The organism is Flavobacterium sp. Root420 (genome assembly GCF_001427905.1).
In the GTDB taxonomy this organism is placed as follows: Bacteria; Bacteroidota; Bacteroidia; order Flavobacteriales; family Flavobacteriaceae; genus Flavobacterium.
The window spans coordinates 363057-388368 of record NZ_LMEF01000023.1; the positions used below are offsets into that span (position 1 = coordinate 363057).

General features: G+C 35.1%; 23 protein-coding genes. 10 read left to right on the forward strand and 13 right to left on the reverse strand.

The features are described from left to right. The first annotated feature begins 2 nt into the window (after positions 1-2). On the forward strand, positions 3-3056 hold the full coding sequence (locus ASC72_RS13600) for a DNA polymerase III subunit alpha (protein WP_056191577.1): 3054 nt from the start codon (positions 3-5) through the stop codon (positions 3054-3056). Positions 3057-3087: 31 nt separating this feature from the next. Here the strand turns inward: ASC72_RS13600 and ASC72_RS13605 are convergent, their stop codons facing one another. The 4 genes from ASC72_RS13605 to ASC72_RS13620 all read right to left on the reverse strand — a co-directional run bounded on the left by ASC72_RS13605 (position 3088) and on the right by ASC72_RS13620 (position 7421). Further along, a complete protein-coding gene (locus ASC72_RS13605; protein WP_056191579.1) occupies positions 3088-4161 on the reverse strand; it encodes a papain-like cysteine protease family protein in 1074 nt (357 codons plus the stop codon). Positions 4162-4226: 65 nt separating this feature from the next. Further along, positions 4227-5321 carry a hypothetical protein gene (locus ASC72_RS13610; protein ID WP_056191581.1) on the reverse strand — a complete coding sequence of 365 codons (1095 nt, stop codon included), beginning with the start codon at positions 5319-5321 and terminating at the stop codon, positions 4227-4229. A 10-nt stretch (positions 5322-5331) separates the two neighbouring features. Continuing rightward, the gene (locus ASC72_RS13615; RefSeq protein ID WP_056191583.1) at positions 5332-5748 is read right to left on the reverse strand and encodes a hypothetical protein; all 417 of its coding nucleotides are present in this window, start codon (positions 5746-5748) and stop codon (positions 5332-5334) included. Between the two features lie 11 nt (positions 5749-5759). Then, positions 5760-7421 carry a hypothetical protein gene (locus tag ASC72_RS13620; RefSeq protein ID WP_056191586.1) on the reverse strand — a complete coding sequence of 554 codons (1662 nt, stop codon included), beginning with the start codon at positions 7419-7421 and terminating at the stop codon, positions 5760-5762. A gap of 408 nt (positions 7422-7829) precedes the next feature. Here ASC72_RS13620 and ASC72_RS13625 point away from each other — a divergent pair, with 408 nt between their 5' ends. Both ASC72_RS13625 and ASC72_RS13630 read left to right on the forward strand, forming a co-directional pair. Beyond that, positions 7830-8219 (forward strand): single-stranded DNA-binding protein, encoded by a 390-nt coding sequence (locus tag ASC72_RS13625; protein WP_056191966.1) that lies wholly within the window; start codon positions 7830-7832, stop codon positions 8217-8219. Positions 8220-8248: 29 nt separating this feature from the next. Continuing rightward, on the forward strand, positions 8249-9280 hold the full coding sequence (locus ASC72_RS13630) for a DUF932 domain-containing protein (RefSeq protein WP_056191588.1): 1032 nt from the start codon (positions 8249-8251) through the stop codon (positions 9278-9280). A 106-nt stretch (positions 9281-9386) separates the two neighbouring features. On the opposite strand, the gene ASC72_RS13635 is transcribed toward ASC72_RS13630, so the two are convergent. Beyond that, positions 9387-9662 carry a helix-turn-helix domain-containing protein gene (locus tag ASC72_RS13635; protein ID WP_056191968.1) on the reverse strand — a complete coding sequence of 92 codons (276 nt, stop codon included), beginning with the start codon at positions 9660-9662 and terminating at the stop codon, positions 9387-9389. A 234-nt stretch (positions 9663-9896) separates the two neighbouring features. Between ASC72_RS13635 and ASC72_RS13640 the strand changes: the two genes are divergently transcribed. Both ASC72_RS13640 and ASC72_RS13645 read left to right on the forward strand, forming a co-directional pair. Continuing rightward, a complete protein-coding gene (locus ASC72_RS13640) occupies positions 9897-10367 on the forward strand; it encodes a JAB domain-containing protein (protein ID WP_056191973.1) in 471 nt (156 codons plus the stop codon). Between the two features lie 405 nt (positions 10368-10772). After that, positions 10773-11903: a hypothetical protein gene (locus ASC72_RS13645; RefSeq protein WP_056191589.1), complete on the forward strand. Its 1131-nt coding sequence runs from the start codon at positions 10773-10775 to the stop codon at positions 11901-11903. Between the two features lie 136 nt (positions 11904-12039). Here the strand turns inward: ASC72_RS13645 and ASC72_RS13650 are convergent, their stop codons facing one another. From ASC72_RS13650 to ASC72_RS13680, 7 genes are all read right to left on the reverse strand, one after another. Continuing rightward, positions 12040-13929: a UvrD-helicase domain-containing protein gene (locus ASC72_RS13650; protein ID WP_056191590.1), complete on the reverse strand. Its 1890-nt coding sequence runs from the start codon at positions 13927-13929 to the stop codon at positions 12040-12042. Next, entirely contained in the window at positions 13926-16205 is a 2280-nt protein-coding gene (locus ASC72_RS13655) for an AAA family ATPase (RefSeq protein ID WP_056191591.1), read from the reverse strand. Before ASC72_RS13655 ends, ASC72_RS13650 begins: the two co-directional genes overlap by 4 nt. 516 nt (positions 16206-16721) lie before the next feature. Continuing rightward, the gene (locus ASC72_RS13660) at positions 16722-17459 is read right to left on the reverse strand and encodes a zinc ribbon domain-containing protein (RefSeq protein WP_241775701.1); all 738 of its coding nucleotides are present in this window, start codon (positions 17457-17459) and stop codon (positions 16722-16724) included. Further along, complete coding sequence (locus ASC72_RS13665) at positions 17456-18004, reverse strand: hypothetical protein (RefSeq protein ID WP_198528499.1); 549 nt, start codon at positions 18002-18004, stop codon at positions 17456-17458. Before ASC72_RS13665 ends, ASC72_RS13660 begins: the two co-directional genes overlap by 4 nt. Before the next feature lie 10 nt (positions 18005-18014). Then, a complete protein-coding gene (locus ASC72_RS13670; protein ID WP_056191595.1) occupies positions 18015-18554 on the reverse strand; it encodes a YceI family protein in 540 nt (179 codons plus the stop codon). A 49-nt stretch (positions 18555-18603) separates the two neighbouring features. Beyond that, a complete protein-coding gene (locus tag ASC72_RS13675; protein ID WP_056191597.1) occupies positions 18604-19143 on the reverse strand; it encodes a YceI family protein in 540 nt (179 codons plus the stop codon). 15 nt (positions 19144-19158) lie between these two features. After that, entirely contained in the window at positions 19159-19527 is a 369-nt protein-coding gene (locus ASC72_RS13680; protein ID WP_035688608.1) for a hypothetical protein, read from the reverse strand. Between the two features lie 166 nt (positions 19528-19693). Here ASC72_RS13680 and ASC72_RS13685 point away from each other — a divergent pair, with 166 nt between their 5' ends. The 5 genes from ASC72_RS13685 (at position 19694) to hemA (ending at position 23602) form a co-directional block, all read left to right on the forward strand. Continuing rightward, the gene (locus ASC72_RS13685) at positions 19694-20092 is read left to right on the forward strand and encodes a hypothetical protein (RefSeq protein WP_056191598.1); all 399 of its coding nucleotides are present in this window, start codon (positions 19694-19696) and stop codon (positions 20090-20092) included. Positions 20093-20109: 17 nt separating this feature from the next. Further along, positions 20110-20949, forward strand: coding sequence for a DUF5777 family beta-barrel protein (locus ASC72_RS13690; RefSeq protein WP_056191599.1), 840 nt, complete (start codon positions 20110-20112; stop codon positions 20947-20949). A 132-nt stretch (positions 20950-21081) separates the two neighbouring features. Next, positions 21082-21516, forward strand: a complete 435-nt coding sequence (locus ASC72_RS13695; RefSeq protein ID WP_056191601.1) for a hypothetical protein — start codon at positions 21082-21084, stop codon at positions 21514-21516. A 17-nt stretch (positions 21517-21533) separates the two neighbouring features. Then, complete coding sequence (locus ASC72_RS13700; RefSeq protein ID WP_056191609.1) at positions 21534-22130, forward strand: hypothetical protein; 597 nt, start codon at positions 21534-21536, stop codon at positions 22128-22130. A gap of 167 nt (positions 22131-22297) precedes the next feature. Further along, positions 22298-23602 (forward strand): glutamyl-tRNA reductase, encoded by a 1305-nt coding sequence (gene hemA / locus ASC72_RS13705; protein WP_056191612.1) that lies wholly within the window; start codon positions 22298-22300, stop codon positions 23600-23602. Positions 23603-24425: 823 nt separating this feature from the next. On the opposite strand, the gene ASC72_RS13710 is transcribed toward hemA, so the two are convergent. Then, positions 24426-25154: a YoaK family protein gene (locus ASC72_RS13710; RefSeq protein WP_056191614.1), complete on the reverse strand. Its 729-nt coding sequence runs from the start codon at positions 25152-25154 to the stop codon at positions 24426-24428. Positions 25155-25312: the final 158 nt, after the last annotated feature.

Consider the following 25312-nt stretch of genomic DNA (forward strand, 5'->3'; position numbering starts at 1 on the left):
CCATGTATCTCAACTGTCATTCTTTTCACTCCCTTCGCTATGGAACTATTCCTTTGGAGGATTTGATTACGCAGGCTGCTGCCTGCGGTATTACTGCTATGGCACTAACCGATATCAACACTGTAACCGGAATTTATGATTTTATCAAAGGCTGTGCTCGCGTTGGTATCAAACCGGTAATTGGAATGGAATTGCGCTCAGAAAACCAGCTCCGTTTTATCGGACTGGCTAAAAACGCCTCAGGGCTTGCAGAAATGAACCGTTTTTTAACCCGGTACAATTTCGATGGTACATCCCTGCCCCCTTTTGCTCCAGATTTTAATGATGTTTTTGTTATATATCCCTTAGAGAATGTCCCTTCTGTTTTAAAAGAACATGAATATATTGGAATCCGTCCCGAACAATTACAGCAACTGGTATTATCTGAGTGGAAAAACAGAAAGGAAAAAATGGTCATACTCCAGCCTGTTACCTTTCGCACCAAAAGAGAATACAATCTTCACCGCATACTGCGCGCTATAGATCTGAATCTTATCTTATCCAGGCTTTCAGTAGAGGATCAGTGTAAGGATTCAGAAGTTATGGTTCCTCAGGAAACTTTGATTGGTTGTTATGAGCATTATCCTCAGATTATTGCCAATACAAAGAACTTACTTGAGAACTGTAATTTTGAATTTGATTTCAAAACACCAAAGAACAAGAAGTTTTATACCAACAACAGAAAAGACGATATGACCCTACTCACTACTCTGGCCCAGCAGGGTTTGGAGTGGCGTTATGGAAAAAACAATGCAGAGGCCAAATCACGCATGTTCAAAGAACTCAAGGTTATTGACCAGCTCGAATTCAGCGGCTATTTTTTAATTACCTGGGATATCATCAGATTTAGCAATTCTCAGGGATTTCTGCATATTGGACGCGGCAGTGGAGCCAACAGCATAATTGCCTATTGCCTGAGCATAACAGACATCTGCCCTTTGGAACTTGATTTGTATTTCGAGCGTTTTTTAAACCTGAATCGCAAGAGTCCGCCCGATTTTGATATTGACTGGAGCTGGAAAGAGCGTGATACTATTCTGGAATATATCTTTTCACGATACGGGTACGATCACGTAGCCTTCTGCGGGACCAACGTGGAATTTAAATACCGTTCCATTTTTCGTGAAGTGGGCAAAGTTTTTGGGCTTCCTAAAGAGGAACTCGATGCATTGGCCAAAAATCCAATGGAGCTTCATGCTACAAATAAAGTAGTGAAACAGGTGCAGCAGTATGGTATGCTGCTGGAAAAATATCCCAATCAGAGAAGCATGCATTCCTGTGGCATCTTGATTTCAGAAGAGCCCATTACCAATTATACGCCGCTGGAAATGCCTCCTAAAGGTTTTCCTATTGTACTTTTCGACATGCACATCGCAGAAGACATAGGCCTTGAGAAATTTGATATCCTAAGCCAGAGAGGTATCGGTCACATTGATGACAGTGTGAAACTCATTGAAAAGAATCGAGGCATACGACTCAACATCCGAGATACCTCAATTTCAAAGAATGAGATCAGGTGCAATGAATTCCTGGCAAGAGGAAAAACAATAGGTTGTTTTTATATTGAAAGCCCAGCTATGCGTGGACTACTTCGTCGTCTGAATTGTGATAACTACAAAACACTTGTTGCTGCATCATCAATTATTCGTCCGGGTGTTGCACAATCCGGAATGATGAAAGAATATATTTTCCGTCACAATTATCCCGATAAATTCGAATACTATCATCCAGTTTTTCAGGAACAGTTAGGTGAAACCTATGGCATTATGGTGTATCAGGAAGATGTGATTAAAATTGCATTGCACTATGGAGGTCTTCCCGCTGCTGACGGAGATATACTTCGTCGTGCCATGTCAGGAAAAGGAAGGTCCAAAGAAGCCCTTCAGAAAGTAAAAGACAATTTCTTTGCCTGCTGCGCCGAGAAAGGACATCCACTTCAACTCAGTGAGGAAATTTACCGTCAGATCGAATCCTTTGCAGGCTATTCTTTCTGTAAAGCCCATTCCGCATCCTATGCCGTAGAGAGTTATCAGAGCCTTTATCTTAAGGTTTATTACCCTGTAGAATTTATGGTAGCAGTCATCAACAATCAGGGCGGATTCTATCGCACTGAAGTGTACGTTCATGAAGCTAAAATGTCAGGAGCTTCGATACACAATCCCTGTGTTAATAAAAGTGAATTTGAAACAACGCTATATGGTACAGAGGTATATCTGGGCTTCATGCACCTGCAGAGTCTTGAATCCAAAATCGCCCTTCAAATACAGAGCGAACGGGAGAATAAAGGGCCATATAAATCATTGGAGGACTTTATCAACCGTATTCCAATCGGAATTGAAGGCTTACAAATTTTAATCTTCATCGGCGCATTCCGTTTTACAGGGAAAACAAAAAATCAGCTGCTGGTAATAGCCCGACTTATACTGGTTAATTTTAAACCCGAAAACAGGAGCCTAATGCTGATTCAGGAACCTGTGAGAGAATATGAGCTTCCTAAACTGGAACGCTCTGAATTTGAAGATGCCTTTGATGAGATTGAACTACTGAGCTTTCCGGTTTCTATTTCTCCCTTTGATCTTCTCAAAACCAAATTCAGAGGTGATGTAATGGCAAAGGATCTTCTCCAATATCACAAAAAAACAGTGCGTATGATGGCCTATCTGATCTCCAGAAAACACGTGCCTACAAAAATGGGGGCCATGTATTTTGGTACCTGGATTGATGCCGAAGGAGAGTTTTTTGATACGGCCCATTTCACCGGAAGCTTAAAGGACTATCCTTTTCAGGGAGGCGGCTGTTATCTGCTGCTGGGTAATGTTGAGGTAGATTACCATTTTCCAACAATTACGGTAACGAAAATGGCCAAGATGCCTTTTATTCCAGATCCACGCTACTCCAATGCGGATGACCGTCAGTTTACAGCCCATGAAAAAATTAAGGAAGATGTGAGCATGACGCATCGCGCCCCTTATCCACAGGAGCATGAAATCAATATTCCAAGACAGAAAATGAAGTAAGAATATATAGAATTATTAGATATTTACTGAACTACCCTCCAAAATTATCTTCATAAGAATTTGAATCTTGAGCAAAGTTTTCAAGCATATTGAAATATTCTGTTTCGGAATAGGATAAAAAAGTTTTTTCAGCATTCGGATCAAAACTTATGAATAAATTTTCTTGAGGACTATCTATATTTTTTAGACAAAAAGCTGAATAATTCAACTCAGCCTGTATTACGAAGCTAATACTAAAAGAAGCAGGTCTATTCATCCCCATATCAATTACATAAAACAGTAAATCTATATAATCCTTCACGTATTGTTGATCATAAATGATCTCTTGAATTTTCGCTTCTTCAGAATTTCTATCAACATCAATAATCAGTAATTCTTCGCTATTAACAATTCGAAAACTTATGGCCTTCATATTATGATCCTTTGATTTAAGTGAATTAAAGGGTATTTCATATACAAAGTGTGGAAGTAATATGTTCGTATTAGTTAATTCTGACCAATTAAATCGTCTCTGCCTTTTTGGGAACATTACACCAACATGTTTATTTGCTCTTTTAAGCAATTGTCTGTCAACATAAGTAAATCTAATCATGTTTCGCTTTGAAGGTTTTTGCGTTATATAAGTATCTGACCATTTTCCCGATCCCTGATAATTATTTATCAATCTGCTTTCCTCTATTAAAATACTTTTGGGAGATTTTGGCCGAGGATCATCTACTGCATAAAATTTTTCCTCTTCACTATCCAAATAGCCAACAATTGCAATAAAGTGCCCCGTACCATTAGACCATGCAATGCGAGCGCCAATTATTCTACCGTTATTAATTTCTCTTACTATTACTGGAAAAGCAACCCAGTAATTCCAATGTGCTTTTAAATTATCTGTTATTCTTAATGCATAATCTAACGCCCAAGGAACATTGCAAAAGGAAGGCAGATTCATATCACAACAGCTACTTTCTTTAAGGCTGTTTGATACTACCCTACACTGGGTCCAAAGGGAACTTTTCCAATAATGTTTTGAAATACTAGATGTAACAGCTGCCCAACACCATTTAGTATTTTTCTGGGGTTGCATGCGAAAAGCAAGAATTTTTGAAGGCATATAATCATCTTATGTACAGGCTAAAATACGAAAATAAACATTGAACGCTATAATTACATAAGGTCTTATTTTTTATTTAGAGTAACACTTTGAGATATCATCTCATTTTTGTCATTTTTTGTCGATACTCTAATAATAATCGATTTATTAAAATCGACGTCTCCGGTATCTGAAACAAAACTTACAGATGTAATTTGACCGTTATCATTTGTTGTGGCCTCAGCAAGACCTGTAAACCTCCCAACCTCGAATTCAATACCATTTGCATCTGCTTGAAATGCCTTATAATAAACTGCAGTGCCAGTACTCACCTTCCCGATATCTCTGGTCAGATATGTTTTTACCTGAACCTGATCATCAGCTGAATCAATTGACAAAGTATTTGGTTCTAAAATTAAATGGTCTGCAAAAGCCCTTGATAACAGCATTGTTTTATTTAAAAATATGTTGCTCTTTGTCGATGCCGAAGCTTGTAGATACAACTCTCCCACACTTTTAGAAACCTTGTATTGGATGATTGCAACTTTATTTTTAATCACTACAGTATTACTCTCGTTATTAACACCTAAAAAAGTACCCCCAGAAGCTGAAAATTTAATTGAGCCTATAGCATCTGCATTAAGATCTACAGTAGCTTTTAATGTAAGTATCGTAGTTGCATCTGCTTTAATTTCACCACTTATGGGAGTGGAATTTTGATCCAGAATTTCTAACTTAATGATCTGCCCGGGATCAATAAGTTTAATCTGCTTTTCAGATATATACTTATCCGAATCACTTCCGATTTCAGCTGATAAATACAATGGCCCACTATCAAGCGGTACTTTGACGTAAACCTCCGCAATACCATTATTATCAACAATTTTCTCAAATTGAGTGCCAGAGGCAGTGGACATAAATTGTCCCTTGGAAATCTTGAAAATTACTTTTCTGTATTTATCATCCGCTTCAGGAGCAATTCTGGCCTGCAATTTTAATAATGTTTCACCATCACCAGCCAGTTCACTTATCTGCTTATTATTTTGGTCAAACACATCAAGAACAATTATAGAATCATTTGAAATCTTAGTATGTTCCTCATCACATGAAATACAAAACATAGAAGCTAAAAATAGAATCACCACAAAATATCCTGTCGAAAATTGCTTATAGATATTCATAACATACAATTTAAATAACGTTCAAATAAATTCTTTGTTCTCTTTTAATATTAGAATTAGAACAATCATGGGCAGTCGCAACTAAAATAACTGGTGATGCCCAAGCCTTAATAGCATCAAGGGACTGTTGAGGTACCAGATAGAAAGTAAACGTATCAATCATACCATTGCCTATTTTACCATAATGTCTGTATATTTCAAACATATTGGAATCCGGAGTATTAGGTTCTATCTTAAAATAATTGTTTTGGGATTTGGCAATCCCAACCGTTAATCCACAATCCATTTCATCACCATGCAGAAAATTAACTTTCACACTAATCGTGCATTGTTCACTGATCAACCTCCCATTTTTTATACCAAACTTTATATTCAAAAGAGGAAATTGGTTTTGGATCGTAGGTTTTTGTAATACTACTGTTGGCATAGTAACTTTATTTAATTAGCTCCTGCAAAGAGCCCCCCCACATATCCCAGCGCAGATGATAAGGCCGAGTTTATGGTGATGGTAAATGCAAAAGAACCTTTGGTTATTTTATCTGTTATTATTGGATTGTCATTTTTTTGTTGGTAAAGAATCACCCCACCGCTTAGTCTTACAATCCTGTTGACCCTAAATCCTAAACCAACGTAAGGCGTACCTAAATCTCCAGTTAAAAATGTATCATAAGAATCATCACTTGGTCCTAATCTTTGAGCAAGACCAATCTGAAGACATGCTTGCTTAAGAAACTTATCCCAGCCTTTTAATTTGGAAAAAATTGCATTCCTGTTGACCGGTTTTACGTGAAAATTTACCGTCTGCAGGGCGAATGCATCATTTAATTCACTCGCATAAAGAAAACCTAAGTCCAGGTTAATAAAGGGAGTTGCCTTAGATTCCACATCAGGAACTGCATCGTAATGTGTAAGCCATTTGGTTTGTGAATATTTATTGGCTAGTACATCAGGTATCTCCGCATTAAGTGTCGAAATTATTTTTTTATTTTTTGTAATATTTTGAGAATACTCAATCATTTGTCCAAGTAACGTAGTAATACGAGAATCAATACTTGAATCAAAATAAGGTTTATTATTCTTTTTTGTCCTGAGGCTACTCATTACGTCAATAGATGCCTTTAATAATTCCAGCGATTCCGCATTTTGATATATATTATCTTTGTCAAGACGCTCCAGCCCAAGATTAGTAATAAATTTTACATTACCCTTAATTATCTCTGAAGAATAATTAAAACCTTGATTGCAGTTCCGTCTGTAGAACACGGTCATCTGATTTAATGTAACATCACTAAAACCTTTGATCAAAAGATTCATGGGATCATCCAATAAACTTGCATTGCTGATATCCTTTGCATCCATTTTTTTCAAATAATAGCAAAACGGGTTCCCCAAAAATAAAGGAAGAATTTGCCTTGACGCTGATGTATAATTATCAGTCTCACCAGTAATCTCTGAGTTTGCTTTGGTTAAGCCTTTCGCATAATCCCTTAGATCGCTCTTAAAAAGATCTTGAGGTCCTACAATACGTCCACTGTCGTTGTAGAGCACTTTAACATGTTTTTGCAATACAGTAGAGAAACGTTTCACAATTGTATCAGGCACAGGTAAAACTTCGTTCTCAAGATACAACCAGTTTATTGTCTTTTTTATATCTGCCTTAAGTGCGTTTGCAGCATTCTCACTCACATTAATTTTTTCATAAATAAAAAATTCAAATTTATAAGGTACATTGGGATGAAGTGGACCTATTGCAGATATTGAAAAATTTTGCACGGAAAGATTCAGGTCTTCCTTGGTAATATAGGCATTAGGATCATTTTTATCTGGGAATTGAAAATAATACTTTTTGATAAATTTTTCATCAATAGTATCTGGTAGATCGATCTTATAACGTACGTGTATCCCCGATATAACCTTATTAGATTTAAACTTTATTTTAAAAACTTCATCGAAAGGTAATTCACTTTCAAATTCACGCTTATCTATATCATAAGTAACTACAGTTTCCTTAACCTGAGCATGAATCGGCGCTAAACTTACCAGCAACAGAGCAAAGGCAATTAAAATCCTATTTTTTCTATTATTTGATTTTTTTGACATAGTGCATTTATAGGTTAAAAGGATAATACAAATAAACTACAAGCTTTATCATTCTTACAAGTTGTAAAATTGGTATTTAATTTCTTGCTAAATTTAGTCTTACTATCAAGAACTATCACAGGTATAAATACCTGTTTTTCATCAGAATTTTTATTGTAATATTTCTTAAGTATGCGATAATAATCATTTTCAATCGAAACGGACTAAAAGGGCAGCTAAGATAGCAGCACCGTTTTACTCCATGCGCATAACGGGCTGCGCTCCCCTTGCCCGCCCTTCGGGACTTATAGCACTCCATTAAACAGTACTGCTGGTTTCTTGCTTTCTTTTTTTCCGTTTTTTCTTTTGAAAACAGTTTTCGCTGGCGGATCTGAAAAAGAAACAGTATCAACCCTAAAAAACAGTACTATGGAAATTACAGGACGCATTACCAAAGATGCAATCCTTGCCAAAATCGGCAAAGACAAACAGGTCATCAATTTTAGCATTGCCATCAATGATGCCTACAAACCCAAAGGCGCATCAGAAATCAAACATGTGGTTACTTACATCAACTGTGATTACTGGCTCAGCCCCGCTTTGCTTCCCTATCTTAAAAAAGGATGCCTCGTATCCCTATTTGGCCGTATTGGCCTGAGCGTTTATCTCTCGCATGAAGGCAACCCGCTGGGGTCTCTGACCTTTCATGTCAACCACCTGAAAATTTTAGCTTTTGCAAAAAAGGAGTCTGAAAATATTCCATCTGCAGTTCCCTCGCAAAACTCTTCTGATGAAGATCCCGACGATCTTCCTTTCTAATCAATTATTAACTTAAAACTTTACATATCATGTCACATCAAATTCATTTTAACGAGATTACACAAAAACACTCTTTCTTTTCCGTAAACCAAAAACCTTGGCATAATCTGGGTCAGCTGGTTTCTGAGTATCCTACCAGCAGTGAGGCAATTGTGCATGCAGGGCTGGACTATGAGGTTGTAAAAAAACCATTGTACACAGAAACCTCTGAGGATGGGCGTTTTTGGATTCCTGAGTACTGCGCCACAGTGCGCACCGATAACCATGACGTGCTTGGGGTGGTGGGAAAAGATTACCACATTGTACAAAATAAAGATGCTTTTTCATTTTTTGACAGCATTGTCGGGGGAAACGGCATTCTCTATGAAACCGCAGGCGCACTTGGAAAAGGCGAGCGTATTTTTATCACCGCCAAACTGCCCGACTATATCCGTGTGGGAAAAGACGACCTAATCGAAAAATATCTCTTTTTAACCACCTCGCACGACGGGAGCGGTTCCATTACAGCCGCCTTTACACCTGTTAGAATCGTTTGTGCCAATACGCTTAATGCAGCGCTTAAAACCCAGAATAATACGGTACGAATCCGCCATACTTCCAATGCCAAGACCAGACTGGAGCAGGCACATAAAGTAATGGGAATCACTGATAATATGTCGAGTCAGTTAGAGCAGGTCTTTAATAAATGGTCAACAGTGCGTATTAGTGATAATGAAGTAAAAAAACTCATTTCCATGGCGCTGGCACCCTCTGCGGAAGTATTGCAGAATTTGAAAAATGACGAGCTTGACGGCCTTTCGTCCTGCTTTTCCAACATTGTCGAAAATGCCTTTTCGTATGCCATGAGTGATGAAACCCAGCTTATGCCTACCACCGAAGGCACCCTCTTTGGCGCCTATAATGCCGTAACTGGTTATTTCCAGAATGTCCGCATTTACAAAGACGATGAGGCTAAATGCAAGTCCATCCTTTTGGGCGGGAATGCGCAACAGCGTTCACAGAATGCCTTTAACCTCTGCACCGCCTTTGCTCAGAAAGGAAACGGCATACTTTCGAATTAACAGCCCTACAGGGACAGCGTAATAAATGCGTTGTCCCTGATTTGGCGCGCTGCAGACATCTGAATCTTTGACAGAGTATTATAGGATTTTAAGAAATTTAAAAAGATTAGAAGGCGGTCAGGGATTCGAGCACTTCGCTTCTCTTATAGTACCGCCTGTTTCCTAGTCCGTAGCTTTTTAGTTTTCCTTTATCAGTCCATTTCCATAAACTTGTCAGGCTGATCCTCAGCAGCTCTGCCGTTTCCTGACGGGTCAACAACAGTTCAGGATCTTCCGGTACTTTTGGATTTGTCCTTTCTGACAGTTCTTTTCGCACCGCTTCCTGAATCAATTCTTTCAATTCTTCCACACTCAGACAGTGCAGCAATATTGTTTTTTCCATAACCTTCTGATTTAAATTATCAGTACTGAAAATACAAATTCCGGCATCCTTTTCAAAATGCACTTCTTTCTTTATCGCTTAATTCCATCACAAAGTTCGGGCACAGCCGGCGGTTCGCTTTCAAAAAATTCCCCCATAAATGCAGGATTCCATCCTGCTTTATTGCGTTGCTTTTTGCGCTCGCTTCTCTCTGCCCGGCATAAGCGCTGTATTAATCCTTAAATATTGGAAATCATGGAAAATTTAAATCAAAACAGCAACTGGCAGATGGTATCTGAAATTGAACTGATCTACAAAACCAAAGTCAAAACTTCAGACAGACCACAGATTAAATCCTCACGCGATGCCTATAAGATCGCAGTGGCATCCTGGGATCCCGATAAAATCGAATTTTTCGAACAGTTCAAAATCATACTGATGAATCAGGCCTATAAGGTTCTGGGAATTTACGAAGTTTCTTCCGGAGGAATTACTGGTACAATGGTAGATCTAAGGCTGATTTTCTCGGCTGCCTTAAAAGCCAATGCCACCTGTCTTATGATGGTACATAACCATCCTTCAGGGCAGGTCAAAGCATCAGAAGCCGATAAACAAATGACCCGAAAAGTACGCGAAGCGGGAAAATTACTTGATATCACTCTTATAGATTCACTTATTATTACCCCTGAAATTTATTACTCCTTTGCAGATGATGGCGCCCTATAGCGCCATTATTTTTTAATGAAAGATTCTCAGGGCACCTGCCCTTAAATTTCTTAATAGGCTCCTTCAGTTTATTTCTTCTGCTTATATTATATTTACACCCTGCTGTCAAGTATATCCTCCAGAGGCTAATTTCGCATATGCAATTGTTGTAGTGAGAGGCGTTATTCTTGAACTAATAGCATACAACATATTAAAATATATGAATAAGAATCTTAACTTCTAATCTATTTTTTATTTACCATCCGCTTTATTAATTTTTCTCCACTTTATAGAGTAAATTAAAAAAAAATGATACGAATTTCGCATCGCTATGATTGCAGTAAATATATAATTTGTAGTTTTATTATTTACTCCATTAAATCATCATATCTTCAGATTACTAATTCTAATATATAAACTTATTGCATGAATGTTTTAATATTAACAAGACTGGAACTGTATGAAAAAGTATGGTCAACTCCAATGGTTGTTTTAGCCAAAGAATTCAATTTATCGGATAACGGGCTAAGGAAAATATGTAAAAAGCACAACATACCTACACCCTTAATGGGGCACTGGCAGAAAATTCAATATGGAAAAATGACTACTGTCATTAAGTTGCCAAATAGAAATAAAGAAGAGCAAATTAAAATTAATATTGATCAATCAAAGTCAAGCTATTATCAACAAGATCCGAAAATTGATCTGATTTCTAAAAATATAAAAAACAATAAGAATCTTGTATTGAAAGTTGCAGATAGAATAAGCAAACCCGATATTATAATAATTAATACTCAGAACTACTTAAAAGAGATAAAACTAGATGACTACAGTCGCATTAAAGGGGCTGTACAGACAGGCAGAGGAATGCCAAAAATTATTGTTGCTCCAAAAAACATTTCGAGATCTTTAAGAATACTCGATAATCTTATAAAAAACTTTCGCACGTTAAACTATAAAATTGTTTTAAAAGAAGATGGGTTAACTATCATTGCGGATGAAGAGAACGAAATGCAAATTTCTATTAGAGAAATCTGTAATTCTGTGCAAGTAGATAGTGATTTCGGATGGAAAACCAGAGAGCTTATTCCTAACGGAAAACTTGCGGTAAAAGTGGGACGATTTGGAACTTATGAATTTGTCGATTCTAAAAAAAAACTAATTGAGGATCAAATTGCAAAAATTCTTATCAAAATTGAAAGTGATTTTTTGGCAATGCATGAAATGAGAGAGCGCAGAAAACTTGAAGAAGCAAAAAGAAAAGAATTAGAAAAAATAGAACTCACAAAACAACTTGAAAAGGAGAGTGAATTAAATAAATTCAAACAGTTCTATAACAATGCGCACCGGTGGAAAAATTATAATGTCTTAAAAGAGTATTTTGATTTTATAAACACTCAGCCAGACAAATCATCTCAAACAGAGGAATGGCTTAATTGGGCATCAAAGAAATTAGATTGGTATAATCCACTGACGAATACTAAAGAGGATTTTTTAGATGATGTGGATAAAGATACCTTGAATTTTAAAATAAAACATGGTATTTACCATAATTAAAAAGTAGAAAGAATTAAAATTTTAGTTCAGCTTACATCTTACTCAATTTGAAAGTCTTGGCTGACCATCTTTAAATTATCGCCAGTCATTGGCTTTAAAATACTTTTTATCTTCCAGAGATTTTAAAAGTTTATTTCTATATTTTAATTATCTCATTTTTGAGAAACCAGCCTTTGTTAATTACCGCATTTTCTAATTTATTTTGATCACTAGTGTAAGCTATTAATGCTAAACTTTTTTCAGCTCTGGTGCAAGTTACATATAATAACCTTCGGGTGTGATCTACATTACTTTCTTCATTCTCCATCTTTTCCAGATCATTTGGCGTAAGATCTTGTACGCCCAGCAATTTTTCATAATTAAATGTAAACCCTCGTGCCGCAGAATCATCAATCACAACCATTACTCTTTCAAATTCCAATCCTTTTACTCCTTGATGAGTATCAAAAGAACCTACACTCGTTACATAATCTGAATAAGGACCTATCTGATTGAATTCAGTTTGTAAAAAATTTCCCCACGCTTCTAAACTTGATGTCTTTTGTTCTTCATCTTCCTCATCATCATGAACAAAAGTGGTAGGTTTTAGTTGGGAGTCGTTTACAAACGATTGCAAACTATTTGGAATCTCAAATAAATTATGCTTTGCTACACATTGCAGTATATCAAAAAATGTAACCTTGCTATTGTTGTCAAATTTCAGTAAGTCGTTAACTGCTTTCCTTACTTTTTTAAGGGGATTTATAGAAGCTTCGCTAGTTTTAAGTATATATTTATTCAATAGTGGTGAATAATTCCTCAGCAATGCCATAACAGCAATATCATCTTCTCTTTTAACAGCATCAAATAATGGCTTTACACGTTGTGAAAATAATCTTAATCCTGCAAGTTCCCCACTTCTAAGACCAGTTGACAGGCTTGTAGATTTATCCAGAGTGGAAAATAGGGCAAAAAAACCCATTCTAACAGCAGCCATGTGATGCTCTAATGTAAGAGATTTTACAAATTCTTTTGGTGTAAGCCATTTATCATCTAAAGTAATTTTGGCCATCATTTTAGCAGCTTCGAATTCTTTTTGTTGCTTGTTTGCAGTGTCAGACGGTAAAATAAAAAGTCTAACAAATCCTTCTTCACCATCATCTCTTCCCATTTGTTCTTCTCCATCTAATCTTAAAGCATTTCCTAGCTGTATTACACGATGAGGACAACGGTGATTCATGAATTTCTTTGGCTTTTTCCAATGGTCCGGGATAATATCCCCCAGTTTAATTTTTCCATCAAGATAGATTCTTTGCATTGTGTCACCTACTAGACCAAGAGAGAAATTTCCAGTATGTGCAGATTCTAACTTAAAAAAAGCATCAATTAAATGTTTATTGGTGTCTTGACTTTCATCTATTAATAAAAAGGGGAACTTATTAACTAACAATACCTGCATTGAAGGTTTATTACTTATAAAGTAAGCAGTTATTTCAATAACTTCATTGTGCGTTAATGAAGACTGTCCAAAATTGTCTCCATTTGGATTATAGTTAAATTCTCTTGGTGTTTTTAAATATTCAAGTCTCTGATATGTATTTACTAGGCTTTTCTCTCTTTCATATGCTGCTTTTGTACCTGCCCTACCTTTTATTTGTTTATCTTCTAAATCCAGAATTTTTAAAGGTAAACTTGTGAGTAAATATTTTTGGATATCAGAATGAAATGAACTTATTTGTGACCAACAAAAACTATGAATTGTGGAGATATGAAATAGTGCATTTTCTTCTACCCGCGAGATAATTTCATTCCGAGCTGCTTTTGTATAGGTAATCACAGCTACTTTTTTTGATGTTCTTCTAAGAAATTCTCCATGTTTATCTCTTATTTCAAGCAAGGCATTTTTTAATGAACGTGTTTTACCTGAACCAGCTCCAGCATATAAAAAAAAGCTTTGTGGCACAGAAGGATTCAGATAGGTAGCAATTTCAATATCTACAGAATTATCTGTATCTGCTGGTGCTAGAGTTAAGGGATTTAATGTCATTTCTTTATGGTTACTTGTTTAGTATTTTTACCATCTAAAGTGTCTTCCAGCCAGGTAAGACCATTTTTAACATAGGTAGGAGGTTTTATTTTTGTTGGCTCTTGCGTCAAAACGCAATCAAGTGCGAAAGCGGCCTTTTCAGCATCCTTTAAAAGATCATATATTGCATCGGCAAGATCTTCACCTGTTAGCCCGTCTGAAATTATCTCTTTCACCTTTTTAGTAGTCGATGAACCATCTATTGAAGCGAGGGATACTTGGTTTTCAAAAATCAAGGCATCTTCAAAAGTTCTGGGAATAAAAGTATCTTTATTAACCTTCACTTCCTTTTGGTACGCGACGAAAAGATCACATCCATCACTTATAGGTGTAATATGTTTAGTTGATGGTAAAGCAAGTAAAAGATCTATATTTTCTAATTTTGGATGCCAAGTCTTTAAAACAGGATTGGAAGTTTTCTGTCCTTTGCCTTTCTGTGGTTTTACAGATTTGTTTCTAGTACTTTTTGTTCCATTTTTTTGAGTTATTTTAGTTGGAACGACCGCATCCAAATCTGCAATTATAAGTGTTGTTATTCCAAGCTCTTCTACTAATTTCTTAAAACTATGTGCATGACTACCACCAAGATCAAGCAACGTTATAAACCTCTTAGAAAGATTACTAAAATGATGTCTAATAAAATGCGGAACCAAGATTCTTTCAGCTTGTCCTTCCACAAAAATTGCAGCGTCAGCAAAAAACAAATCGCAGTGAGTTGCTTTTAAATATCTCTTAACAAACTTTGTTGTTTCATTTTCATTTCCAAACACAGATGAAAGATTTGCAACTGTTGTAGTTGCTGTAACATCTTTAGATTGGGCTTGACGTCTGCGGAAGTACCGTAAATTTGCAAAATCTGCTTCATGAGTAATGTGACTAGAATGCGTGCTAACAATTAATTGCGTAGATAGAGTATTGCCCTTGCCTAGTAGAGGATGTTTCCTAAGTAAGCTGTAAGCGTTTTTTATAAAGACCTGCTGAACCTGAGCATGTAAATGGGCTTCTGGCTCTTCAACAAGAACAAGATGCAAGGGCTCTATAAAATCTTCCGATGGACTTCCAACATCAGCTTGTGATTTATACTTTTTCATCCAACCGTCTCGAAAACTCATTAACATAAATACCATTGAGATCAATCTTTGATATCCTAATCCAGAATAGCTTTCAGGTAATAATAAAGGATTAGATCCATCTCCACTAGGATCTGCCACTTCATATTCGACTGCTGAACCATGTTTAAGTCCATCAGTTGCTCTTAGAAGTGTATTGATATTTATTTTAGGATTGTTGACCCCGGGATATCCTAAGTCTTCTAGGTCTTGAAATGCAAAAGAGAAAGCATCTTTCAATCTTTCGTCAAAGGTTTTTTCTGCTTTTTGTATTGCATTTAATGCATCTAGGTCTTGGTCCGAAATCATCTTTTTCATAGGATCAAGATGACGGTCATAATATGAGCGAAGTTGTTCTGATAGCGGTTTTTTGCTTTGTTGATAACTTGGTTCTTTTTGCTCGTCTATTTGACCAAAACTTCTTTTATCATTAGCAAAATCACTATGAGCACTAATTTCATCTATTTTTATAATATTTCTAAAAGGCTTGTTTTCTAAAACAATTGCATTTTTCGAAAGCGCTTGAGGTTCAGCAACACCATCTTCTAGATTTAATTGTAAAAGCTTAGAATCCAGATTGTATGCATTCAACACAAGGTGTTTAGAAGATTTATTTTGAAGAAAGTCAGTTAAATCTAAAGGCCAAACTTTAGGAGTACTGTCTTTATCTTTAGCCAAAAGTGCAATTCTCAATGCTTCGGCTGATTTCCTCTCACTTAAATATTCTATTTTTAACTTTTCTATATCTTGAACCTCATATTGAAGACGTACGCCAAGCAATCCACCGCTCCAGTCAATTGTAGGAACAATATGAATGACATGGTAAATTTCGTTAATAGGCACATCAAGCCAGACGTCGAGCTTAGGTAAAAACTCAGTAATGTTGGAAGTTGAAAGGTGATTCTTTTCCCATGCATGACCTACTTTATTAATCTTTTCCCAATTTCCTATTGTAACATCTCTCATTGAAAGATGCATAGGTGAGATTAAAAAGAATCTTAATGCAACCATAGCTGAAGTTTTACCGCTATTATTAGCACCAACAAAAAGAGTCGTTTCACTATCAAAATCAATTCTAACAGAATTAAGTTTGCGGAAATTTTGTAGTTCTACAAGTTTTATTTTCAAAGTTGTCTTCTTAAATTTTTAGTACTAAAAATATTATTTTGGGTTTTATATCTAAATCTTAAATACAAATACAGGCATCAATTAATTTCTATGAGTTCTTTACAAATATTACTCTTTAACTTTTGAATTTCTTACGGATATCCGTAAGAAAAATATTTTTTTTTCAAAAATATTGAATTACTAGAATTACGAAGCAAGTATATATACGTGTTTATAACAGTTAATTTGAAGAATTATGAATCTTTATAGTTATTTGTTAGGGTTAACCTGATATAGCCAAAAAATGTTCACAATTATGAGACTAAATTATGATGCTAATAATCAAAATATATTTATCTAATTTTAAATATTGAATCAAATTCCTAAATCATAAATTGCTTCTACTTAAAAATTCATTCATTAATGCTCTTACAAAAATTGAAGTTTATTAAAAAATAGGCCGTTTTAACATTTTACCCCTATGTAACATTAAACCGTTTCAAAACATATTTTTAAAAATTATCTTGCAAAATATTATTAAAAGTATGCCAATTTCTTCAAATCTTGGAGAAAATGGTTTGAAATTTGTATCTTTGGGGTCACTACTCGGGACAAAAGAAAAATATCATCTTTTGTTCCGTTTTTTTTTGCCCGTAATCTATTGTTTACCAAATAGATACAGTTAACCATTTCATTGACTCGAGCGGTTTTTATTTTACTTTCTTGAAATGTGAAATTTTCGGGAAAAATTAAACCAATCATCTCCCGAGAATCAGCTAAAGTGCCATTATCAAAGGCGTCCCCGAGTTTTAAAAGGTTTTCCAATCCAGTGTTCGTTAAATGCTCTATATTAGCAGTGTTGTCCTCGACATTCCCAATGTCCTTTTCTAGTTTATTGATAATTGCATTGTACTCAACTTTCATCAGATTGTAATCTTCAGCATCTATTTTCTCGGTAACTAATAAATTTCTGGCCACTGATAATTTCTTTTCATAAACTGTAATCTGCTCAAGGGATTTCTTTTTTTCACTGGCAATTACCCCGGTATGTTCTCGATATCCTTCAAGCAGAACTGCCGTATATAGTTTCTTGACTTCTGGTAGAGGTTTAAATTTATTTAAATGTTCTTTAAATATTTTATTAGCTACCTCTGAGTTAATTCTCCACTTACAATTAATATCACAGTGATAATAGTAATAAAATTTGCTCCTTCCTTTGCATTTACTACCTGTTAACTTCTGACCGCACTTTGGACAAAGAAAAAAACCTCTCAAAGGAAAATTCTCAATAGTCTTAATTTTCGGCCTATATGTCCGTGCTTTACTATCAAGAACATCCTGTACCCGATAAAACAATCCCTCACTGATAATTGGCTCATGCTGTCCATTGACCCGGGATGAAGGTTATAATGAAAAAGCTGACTTAAAACAATTGCCATTGACGGACTGATATTTGCTTTTTTGTAATAATTATTAACTTTATTGTCAGGACTTAAAAAAGTAATTAAACTAGTGTCAACAGAAAACAGCGCATGAAATTTGTTAATCGAAACAATAACAGAAATGACCCACGAATTTGGAGAAAGCTCTAAATGAAGTGGTAAATCCCATTGTGCATTGTACAACAGCAATGATTTTTCTTCATTCAATTCCAAATCATAATTAACATCATTGGACGAAAATTTGGCATTACCCTTCAGTACAAAATGAAACTGTATTAGAGCACTGTTTAATTGACAGCGCGTAAAAAAAGGTTCTGAACTGTCATTCTGAAAACAGACAATAGTAAAGTCCTCTTCGACTTTTATTTCTTCTTTCATCTTAGATCTTTTATTTTAAAACTGCATTGATTAAGATGTTAACCTTATTGGATAGCTTACCTTTAACCAGACTTGGAATTTCTATATTAAAATCACTGGCTAGTACGGTAAAATTTGATAGAATACTAATTCCTGATATTGACTTGCTTACCTTTGCCTGGATGTTTATGTCTTTCAATTTTCCGTGAAGTTCTAATTTACCTTTTATGATAAAATCTTTAGGATTTGCGCTAAGGTTATCCAGGTCAAAGGCCTCTATTTTTCCTTTGAATGTTGCTTTTGGATACTGATCGCTCTCCATATAATTTTCATTAAAATGTTCTTCCATTAAGGCTACTTTAAAGCGAAATCCTTTCATTAGGGCTAAAGCTGCAATTTCCCCTGTTTTCGGATTTAAGACAAAAGTGACGTTAGTATTCACTGCCTTTACTTCTTCAAAAGAAGCAACAGATGCTTCAAAAGTTATTTTACCTGCTTTACTGATCATTTTTTCTTGCGCGAGACCAATAGAGCAAACATAAAGCATTGCAAAGAGTATAATTTTTTTCATGGTTTTCTTTTATATTATGTTAGTTTAAAAATCCTTTTAATTTTTTTGCTTATTTTAAAACAGCAATAATTTGAACTTTTACTCTATCATCAAGTTTATACTTAATAAGTGATGGAATTGGAATGCCAAAATCACTAGCATTAACAGCAAAATCTGAAATAATAGTAATTCGGGAACCTGTCCTGGTGATTTTTGCACTGGCATTTATATCTCTTGATTTCCCATGAAGTTCTAAATTTCCTTTTATTAGGTAATCTTTATAATCTTCAGTTAAATTATTCGAATCAAACTTTTCTATTTTCCCTCTAAAAATAGCTTTTGGATATTTATCGCTCTCCATGTAATTTTCATTGAAATGTTCTTCCATCAAAGGCATTTCAAACTGAAATCCTTTTATCAGGGCTAAGGATGCAATTTCACCTGTTGCCGGATTTAAAACAAAAGTTACATTGGTATTGGTTCCTAAAACCGGCTGAAAAGACGGGACCGAAGCTTCAAAAGTGATTGTTGATGATTTAGTTAATATTTTTTCCTGCGAAAAAACAAGGAACGAAGCCAATATCATTGGCATTACTATGATTTTTTTCATGTTTTTTACTATGGATTATTGCTCTAATAATCCATCTTGTTCCCATTTTTTAATAACATCAATTGTGGTTTGAGGCAATCTTGGCCCTCCCTGTGGCATTAATGAACTATTTCCATTTTCTAAAGAAATCCGGTTGAGCAGCCCGCGATTTAAGACCGCATTTTTAACCTGGTCATAAGTAACCAGGGACATAGGTGCCCCATTTTTGGGAACAGCTGCATGGCAGACAACACAATTATTATCAATGATGGATTTCACATTCTGATTGTATGTGGCAACGCCGGTAATTGGTGGAGTGTCAATTAAAGTACTAGGATTATCATCTGTACAACTTACTAGTAGTAAAGCAAATGATGGAATAAGCAAACGAGTTTTTAAATTCATGGGATTGGTTTTTAGTTTTAGAAAGGCTAAATGATTTTAATATTTAAAGCATTTTGAAATCATATACGGTGAAATGGATCATACAGATTTAATAACAGTCATATTTGATCATTTAAATCCAATAGGTATTTTTTAACGTAGATAATCCAAATACTAAAAACCAGCCATGAGAAAAAAAATACTTATTATTATTCCCCTCTTCCTGATAACCGGGATCTCAATTTACCTCTACAGTTACAAAGGTCATAGGAATATCGAATCAGAAACTGCAGATTATACTGTAACGGTTAAAGGACTTGAAAAAGAATTTACTTTCAATGACAGCCTTGCTACTGTCAAATACCAGGACAAAACAATTGAAGTAACTGCAATTGTAACGGATGTTGAACCCGCGAGTAAGGGAATCGTTATTGGCGAAAAGATATTTGCAACCTTCAAAGACAGTTTGCCCAAAGACATTGCAATTGGCAGAATGCTAAAAATTAAAGGACGGTTTTTAGGATATGATGAGCTCTTACAGGAATTTAAAATAGATCAATCCTCCCTTGTACACCAAAACAAATAACAATTAAAATTAACCACATGAAAAAGCTCATTCTATTACTGTTTTTATTTCCATTACTAACCTATTCGCAAGACGACCTATTATCCGGAGTTGAAGCGCCAATCACAAAAGAAAAGGTGGCATCTGCATTTAAAGCCCTGAAGATTGTCAATCTCGAATCGACCAAACTGGCGGCAAAAGGGGATTTGTATTTTGTTGTAGCACACCGGTTTGGTTCTATAAAAGACGGCTTTGAGGGATTCTATGGACTGGATAACGCCAACACACAAATAAAATTCATATACGGATTGACCCCGGGGATTAATATAAGTGCCGCCAGAAGTGAATTTGCTTATGACTTTGCAACAAAATATATGTTATTGCCGCAAATAAAAGACGGATTTCCGGTGACTATTGCAGGGTTTAATAGCTTGTCTATCAACAACACGCTAAAGGAAAGTCTATATCCTAAACTTGAATTTAAAAATAGGCTCACCTATGTAGCCCAGCTTTTAATTTCCAGAAAATTCTCTGAAAAATTATCTTTAGAAATAGTTCCATCATTTTTCCATGAAAATTTTGTGCTCGACCCCGAACAGAGCAATTCACAATATGCCATTGGCTTTGGTGGTAGATACAAGTTTGCAAAACGCTGGTCATTGAATATGGATTATGCGGCACACTTAAACAGGGCGTCAAATTCTATTTATAAAAATCCATTATCCATTGGTTTTGACCTGGAAACCGGCGGACACGTTTTTCAAATGCATTTTACCAGTTCTCAAGCCATTGATGAAGCCGGATATCTTGGAAGAACTACAGGGGACTGGACCAAGGGAGATGTTTTCTTTGGGTTTAATTTGGCGAGAGTTTTCTAAAAACCCTGTAATTCAGCGTGTTGTTATTTAAAATAAATCTAAACTACTATTTAATCGATTTAAATAAAACCAAGCCAAAAAAGGGTTCGTATATAATCTAGAAAACCTAATATCATTTTAAAAATCAGCTTTATGAAAATTAACAAATTTATTAAAAAAGGCCTTTGGACGGGATTGATCATTTTGGTACTATTTTTTGCCATTTTTCTATTCCACATTATTACCGCTAAGCCTGCTGTTTATGAAAGCCCAAATCTGCAGGTAAGCCGAATTGATTTTAAAACAAATATAGATTCGTTGCAAGCCAAACAAATATGTTCAGATTTGAGATCTATCAAAGGATTAACCTCTGATTCTATAATCGTAAAAAGAAATGTGGTTGTTTACTTCCATAACAACAAAATCACTAATTCTAAAAAAGTATTTGACCAGTTGATAGCCATAGGACATTATGATGCTCAGCGTTATATTTTACCAGAAAATTTGGCTGGCAAAGAAGTTTGTCCAGTGAATCAAAATAGTTTGAGCTACAGATTGTCTCAAAAACTAAACCGTTTTTTTAATTAACCTTTAATATTTTTATTATGAAAATTTATTCCAAAATTACACTTAGTGTATTACTCGCAGCTTCTGCAACCCTGGCTTCGTGCAGTAGTAATGATGATGACGCCCCGGTAACTCCTCCTGTAAAGGCATCTATTTACGAAAGATTAGGCGGAACTAAAATGGTTTCAGATCCAGATAACGCTGGCCAAATGATCGAGCAGGGGCGTTTGAGTTTCCGCAAGGTGGTAAATTCAACTATAGGATTAATTGTTGCCGATGTTCAGTCGAATGCAGCGGGGAATCTACAAGCGCATTTTGCCCCGGTATTAGCCGAAACAGGAACTACCCAGTCTACAAATATTGCTAAACTATCAGACAATCTGACTGATTTCTTTTCGTTTAACACTGGTGGTACAAATACCGTAAATACCTATTCTGGTTTGAATATGGTAGCTGCGCACGATCCTGCGAAAAATCCTCGTATGGGAACAAAATCAAGTACTGCGGATTATACAAAATTTGAAGGATATGTAGGAGCAGCTGCAAATGCAAATGGTGTGGCTTCAAATACAGAGCTTTATACAGATATTGTTGCGGTCTTAGAATCACTTAGAACTCCAATAGTTCAAAAATAATTTCTCTTAAACGCTACCTGTTTTTCAGGTAGCGTTTTATATTTAAATCCTGCCGGCAACTTATATACAATTATGTCTGAATCCATTATTCTTTAGGACTAAAGGAGATTTCATCGTGTTTTGCAATAACCTACTAATATTTTTTTGAACTTTAAGAAAAGCATAATATGGAAAAATATAACATGTCCAAAAATACCACTTTTTATGCTTTAGGCTTAAGTTATAAAAAAGCAGATGCAGCAATTAGAGGGAAGTTTAGTTTGGACAATAAAGCACAATCTGATCTTTTGTTGCAGGCAAAGGCAGAAGGGATCGAATCATTAATTGTCACTTCTACTTGTAATAGAACCGAAATATATGGTTTTGCCAATCATCCATATGAATTAATCAAATTACTTTGCCAAAACAGCAAGGGCTCGGTAGAAGAATTTCAACAAGTCGCTTATATATACAAGAATCAGGAAGCTGTTAACCATATGTTTCGTGTGGGAACGGGTTTAGATAGTCAGATTTTAGGTGATTTTGAAATCATTAGTCAAATTAAAATCGCTTTTAATAATAGCAAACGCGAGGACTTAATCAATACATTCCTTGATCGTTTAATAAACGCGGTTATACAGGCTAGCAAAAAAGTAAAAACAGATACTAAAATTTCATCCGGTGCCACATCTGTTTCATTTGCAGCTGTTCAATATATTATCAGAAATGTAGAAGATATTAGAAATAAAAATATCTTACTATTCGGAACAGGGAAAATTGGCAGCAATACGTGCGAAAATTTAGTAAAACATACAAAGAATACCCATATTACCCTTATAAACAGAACAAAGAACAAGGCCATAGAATTAGCTGGTAAACTAAACGTTATTGTAAAGGATTTTCTGAATTTACAAGAAGAAATAAAACAGACCGATGTGCTCATAGTCGCAACAGGTGCACAAAATCCAACTATAGACAAAACACTACTTAACAGAAAGAAACCCTTACTGATTTTGGACTTATCGATTCCACGAAATGTAAATCCAGATGTAGCGCAAATTCCAGGAATAACTTTAATACATCTCGATTATTTGTCTCAGGTTACAGATGATACGCTTGAGAGAAGAAAGCAACATATTCCTGCTGCAGAAGCTATTATTGAGGATATGAAATTAGAATTCAATACATGGATAAATGGTCGAAAATATGCGCCAACTATCCATGCGTTAAAAGCTAAACTTAATGATATTGTGGCAAGCGAATTGGCTTTTCAGAGAAAGAAAACAAGCAATTTTGATGTCGCTCAGGTTGATTTAATTAGCGCCAGGATTATTCAAAAAATAACAAACCACTTTGCAAGCCACTTGAAAAATGAAAATACTTGCGTGGATGAAAGTATTGACTTTATTGAAAAAGTATTTCAAATTGGACAGCTTTCACCGACACACGCTTCTTCTCAAATTGAAAAAACATACAAGATCAATCTTTCATAAGCAGTAAACGTATTGTAATTTAATTATTTTAAAAAAAAATATTCAAAATAAAAACAAAAAACCCGCCTTATATATTTAAATACAAGCCGGGGTATATTATTAATTTTGTGGCAAACATGGTTCGAATATTTATAACTCTTATCTAAAAAATAAAAATTAGATATAAAATGTACACCATCCCCAACAGGACATCCAAACCAAATTCATAAAGCCAATGAAAGACAGCCTCTACTTCCAGTAAGCCAATCTCTTTAAATCCTCCATAAAATGGTGCGTAATTTGTCCTTTATGGGTCACTTAAAGAGACAACTAGTAAATAGTTGTCTCTTTTTTTATACACAAATATGTAGATTTTTCGGATCAGGTGCAAAAGTTGGGGATTAAGCAAAAAGATTGGATAATCTGAACAGGAAGAAATCCACGAAAACCTCTGGAGCAATAAAATCTCCGTGGCAAAATCGTGACAGTTTCAGTCTGGAGGAAAAACTGCCACAGAATTTTGTTCAATCCCTTATATAAAGGAGTTAAAGAAGTTAACGACTTGTTTTTTATGCTATAATTCTACATTTATTAATCTAAAAAAGTTGAATTATGTTAGAGAGTAGCTTCGGGTTGGCATTTTTCCCAAAAAAGGAGTAAAATTAGAGCAGTTTATTTGAGTATAACTGTATATGAAAAAATCAGAAAACTTAAAACCCAACTTAGCTGACAATAGAGTCACCGGGTTTATATTTATAGCGAACTTCAAAAAATATATCAGGAACCCAACTAAAATACTTCCAGAAAAATTACAATCTATCCTTTGAGTTGATAGTCGTAATCTTTACTTTCTATTTTTTAATTTCCGTTTCAATAAGATTAAATTTAGTTTTATATTATCATAAATTAATCCTCCTAACAACACAAAGCCCCCAAGAAATAAGACCTGTAGTCCAATTCTTGAATAAAGAACACCTCCTGCAATGCCACCAATAAAAAAAAAGCTGATAATTGCAATTCGTAACTTAATTGAAGAAAAAAGCTCGGCTTTCTTATTTTGTTCCCTGTAAAAGAAAAGTTGAGATAGTTCAATACCCAAATCGGTAAAAAGACCTGTTAAATGAGTAGTTCGAACAATAGAATTTGAAATCCTTGTAACAAATGAATTTTGCATTCCCATAGCAAAGAGCAATGTAAAAGAAATTAGATTGGGAAAACTGACGATTAGATCATCTCCAAAAGTGGCAATAAAAAATAAAATTACAATCTCAATGGAAGCAGGAATGAGATGTACAATATTTTCTCTTCTACGGACTACTAATTCCATCAGAAGACTCGATGTGAAAGAGCCCATAAAAAAGAAAAAAATATAACCAAAGTAGATAAATGCTGTGAAGAAATCAAGTTTGAAAATTTCATCTACAAAAAAAGCAAAATGTCCCGTGACATTTGTTGTGAGGGTCTGAACTGAAAAAAAACCTGCTACATTTACCATCCCGGCAACAAACGATAAAAGAGAAGCAATTTTTAGATTATGTTTTAAATTTCTTTTTTTTCCGTGGTGTTTGAACATTTATAATCCTTTTTTAAGTTTGTATCGTTCTTAACTACCAAAGCATTATATTCTAAATGCCTTTTCTAATATGAATTATGTACTCTTTTTCTCTGCTCCTAAATTATTCCTATAAACAAAGTAATTACCCGGATTTTAAATAAATTTTTATTCTTTAC

Coding starts and splice junctions, on each gene's coding strand:
- ASC72_RS13600 (WP_056191577.1), top strand. CDS start 3: ATGTATCTCAACTGTCATTCTTTTCACTCCCTTCGCTATGGAACTATT.
- ASC72_RS13605 (WP_056191579.1), bottom strand. CDS start 4,161: ATGCCTTCAAAAATTCTTGCTTTTCGCATGCAACCCCAGAAAAATACT.
- ASC72_RS13610 (WP_056191581.1), bottom strand. CDS start 5,321: ATGAATATCTATAAGCAATTTTCGACAGGATATTTTGTGGTGATTCTA.
- ASC72_RS13615 (WP_056191583.1), bottom strand. CDS start 5,748: ATGCCAACAGTAGTATTACAAAAACCTACGATCCAAAACCAATTTCCT.
- ASC72_RS13620 (WP_056191586.1), bottom strand. CDS start 7,421: ATGTCAAAAAAATCAAATAATAGAAAAAATAGGATTTTAATTGCCTTT.
- ASC72_RS13625 (WP_056191966.1), top strand. CDS start 7,830: ATGGAAATTACAGGACGCATTACCAAAGATGCAATCCTTGCCAAAATC.
- ASC72_RS13630 (WP_056191588.1), top strand. CDS start 8,249: ATGTCACATCAAATTCATTTTAACGAGATTACACAAAAACACTCTTTC.
- ASC72_RS13635 (WP_056191968.1), bottom strand. CDS start 9,662: ATGGAAAAAACAATATTGCTGCACTGTCTGAGTGTGGAAGAATTGAAA.
- ASC72_RS13640 (WP_056191973.1), top strand. CDS start 9,897: ATGGAAAATTTAAATCAAAACAGCAACTGGCAGATGGTATCTGAAATT.
- ASC72_RS13645 (WP_056191589.1), top strand. CDS start 10,773: ATGAATGTTTTAATATTAACAAGACTGGAACTGTATGAAAAAGTATGG.
- ASC72_RS13650 (WP_056191590.1), bottom strand. CDS start 13,929: ATGACATTAAATCCCTTAACTCTAGCACCAGCAGATACAGATAATTCT.
- ASC72_RS13665 (WP_198528499.1), bottom strand. CDS start 18,004: ATGAAAGAAGAAATAAAAGTCGAAGAGGACTTTACTATTGTCTGTTTT.
- ASC72_RS13670 (WP_056191595.1), bottom strand. CDS start 18,554: ATGAAAAAAATTATACTCTTTGCAATGCTTTATGTTTGCTCTATTGGT.
- ASC72_RS13675 (WP_056191597.1), bottom strand. CDS start 19,143: ATGAAAAAAATCATAGTAATGCCAATGATATTGGCTTCGTTCCTTGTT.
- ASC72_RS13680 (WP_035688608.1), bottom strand. CDS start 19,527: ATGAATTTAAAAACTCGTTTGCTTATTCCATCATTTGCTTTACTACTA.
- ASC72_RS13685 (WP_056191598.1), top strand. CDS start 19,694: ATGAGAAAAAAAATACTTATTATTATTCCCCTCTTCCTGATAACCGGG.
- ASC72_RS13690 (WP_056191599.1), top strand. CDS start 20,110: ATGAAAAAGCTCATTCTATTACTGTTTTTATTTCCATTACTAACCTAT.
- ASC72_RS13695 (WP_056191601.1), top strand. CDS start 21,082: ATGAAAATTAACAAATTTATTAAAAAAGGCCTTTGGACGGGATTGATC.
- ASC72_RS13700 (WP_056191609.1), top strand. CDS start 21,534: ATGAAAATTTATTCCAAAATTACACTTAGTGTATTACTCGCAGCTTCT.
- hemA (WP_056191612.1), top strand. CDS start 22,298: ATGGAAAAATATAACATGTCCAAAAATACCACTTTTTATGCTTTAGGC.
- ASC72_RS13710 (WP_056191614.1), bottom strand. CDS start 25,154: ATGTTCAAACACCACGGAAAAAAAAGAAATTTAAAACATAATCTAAAA.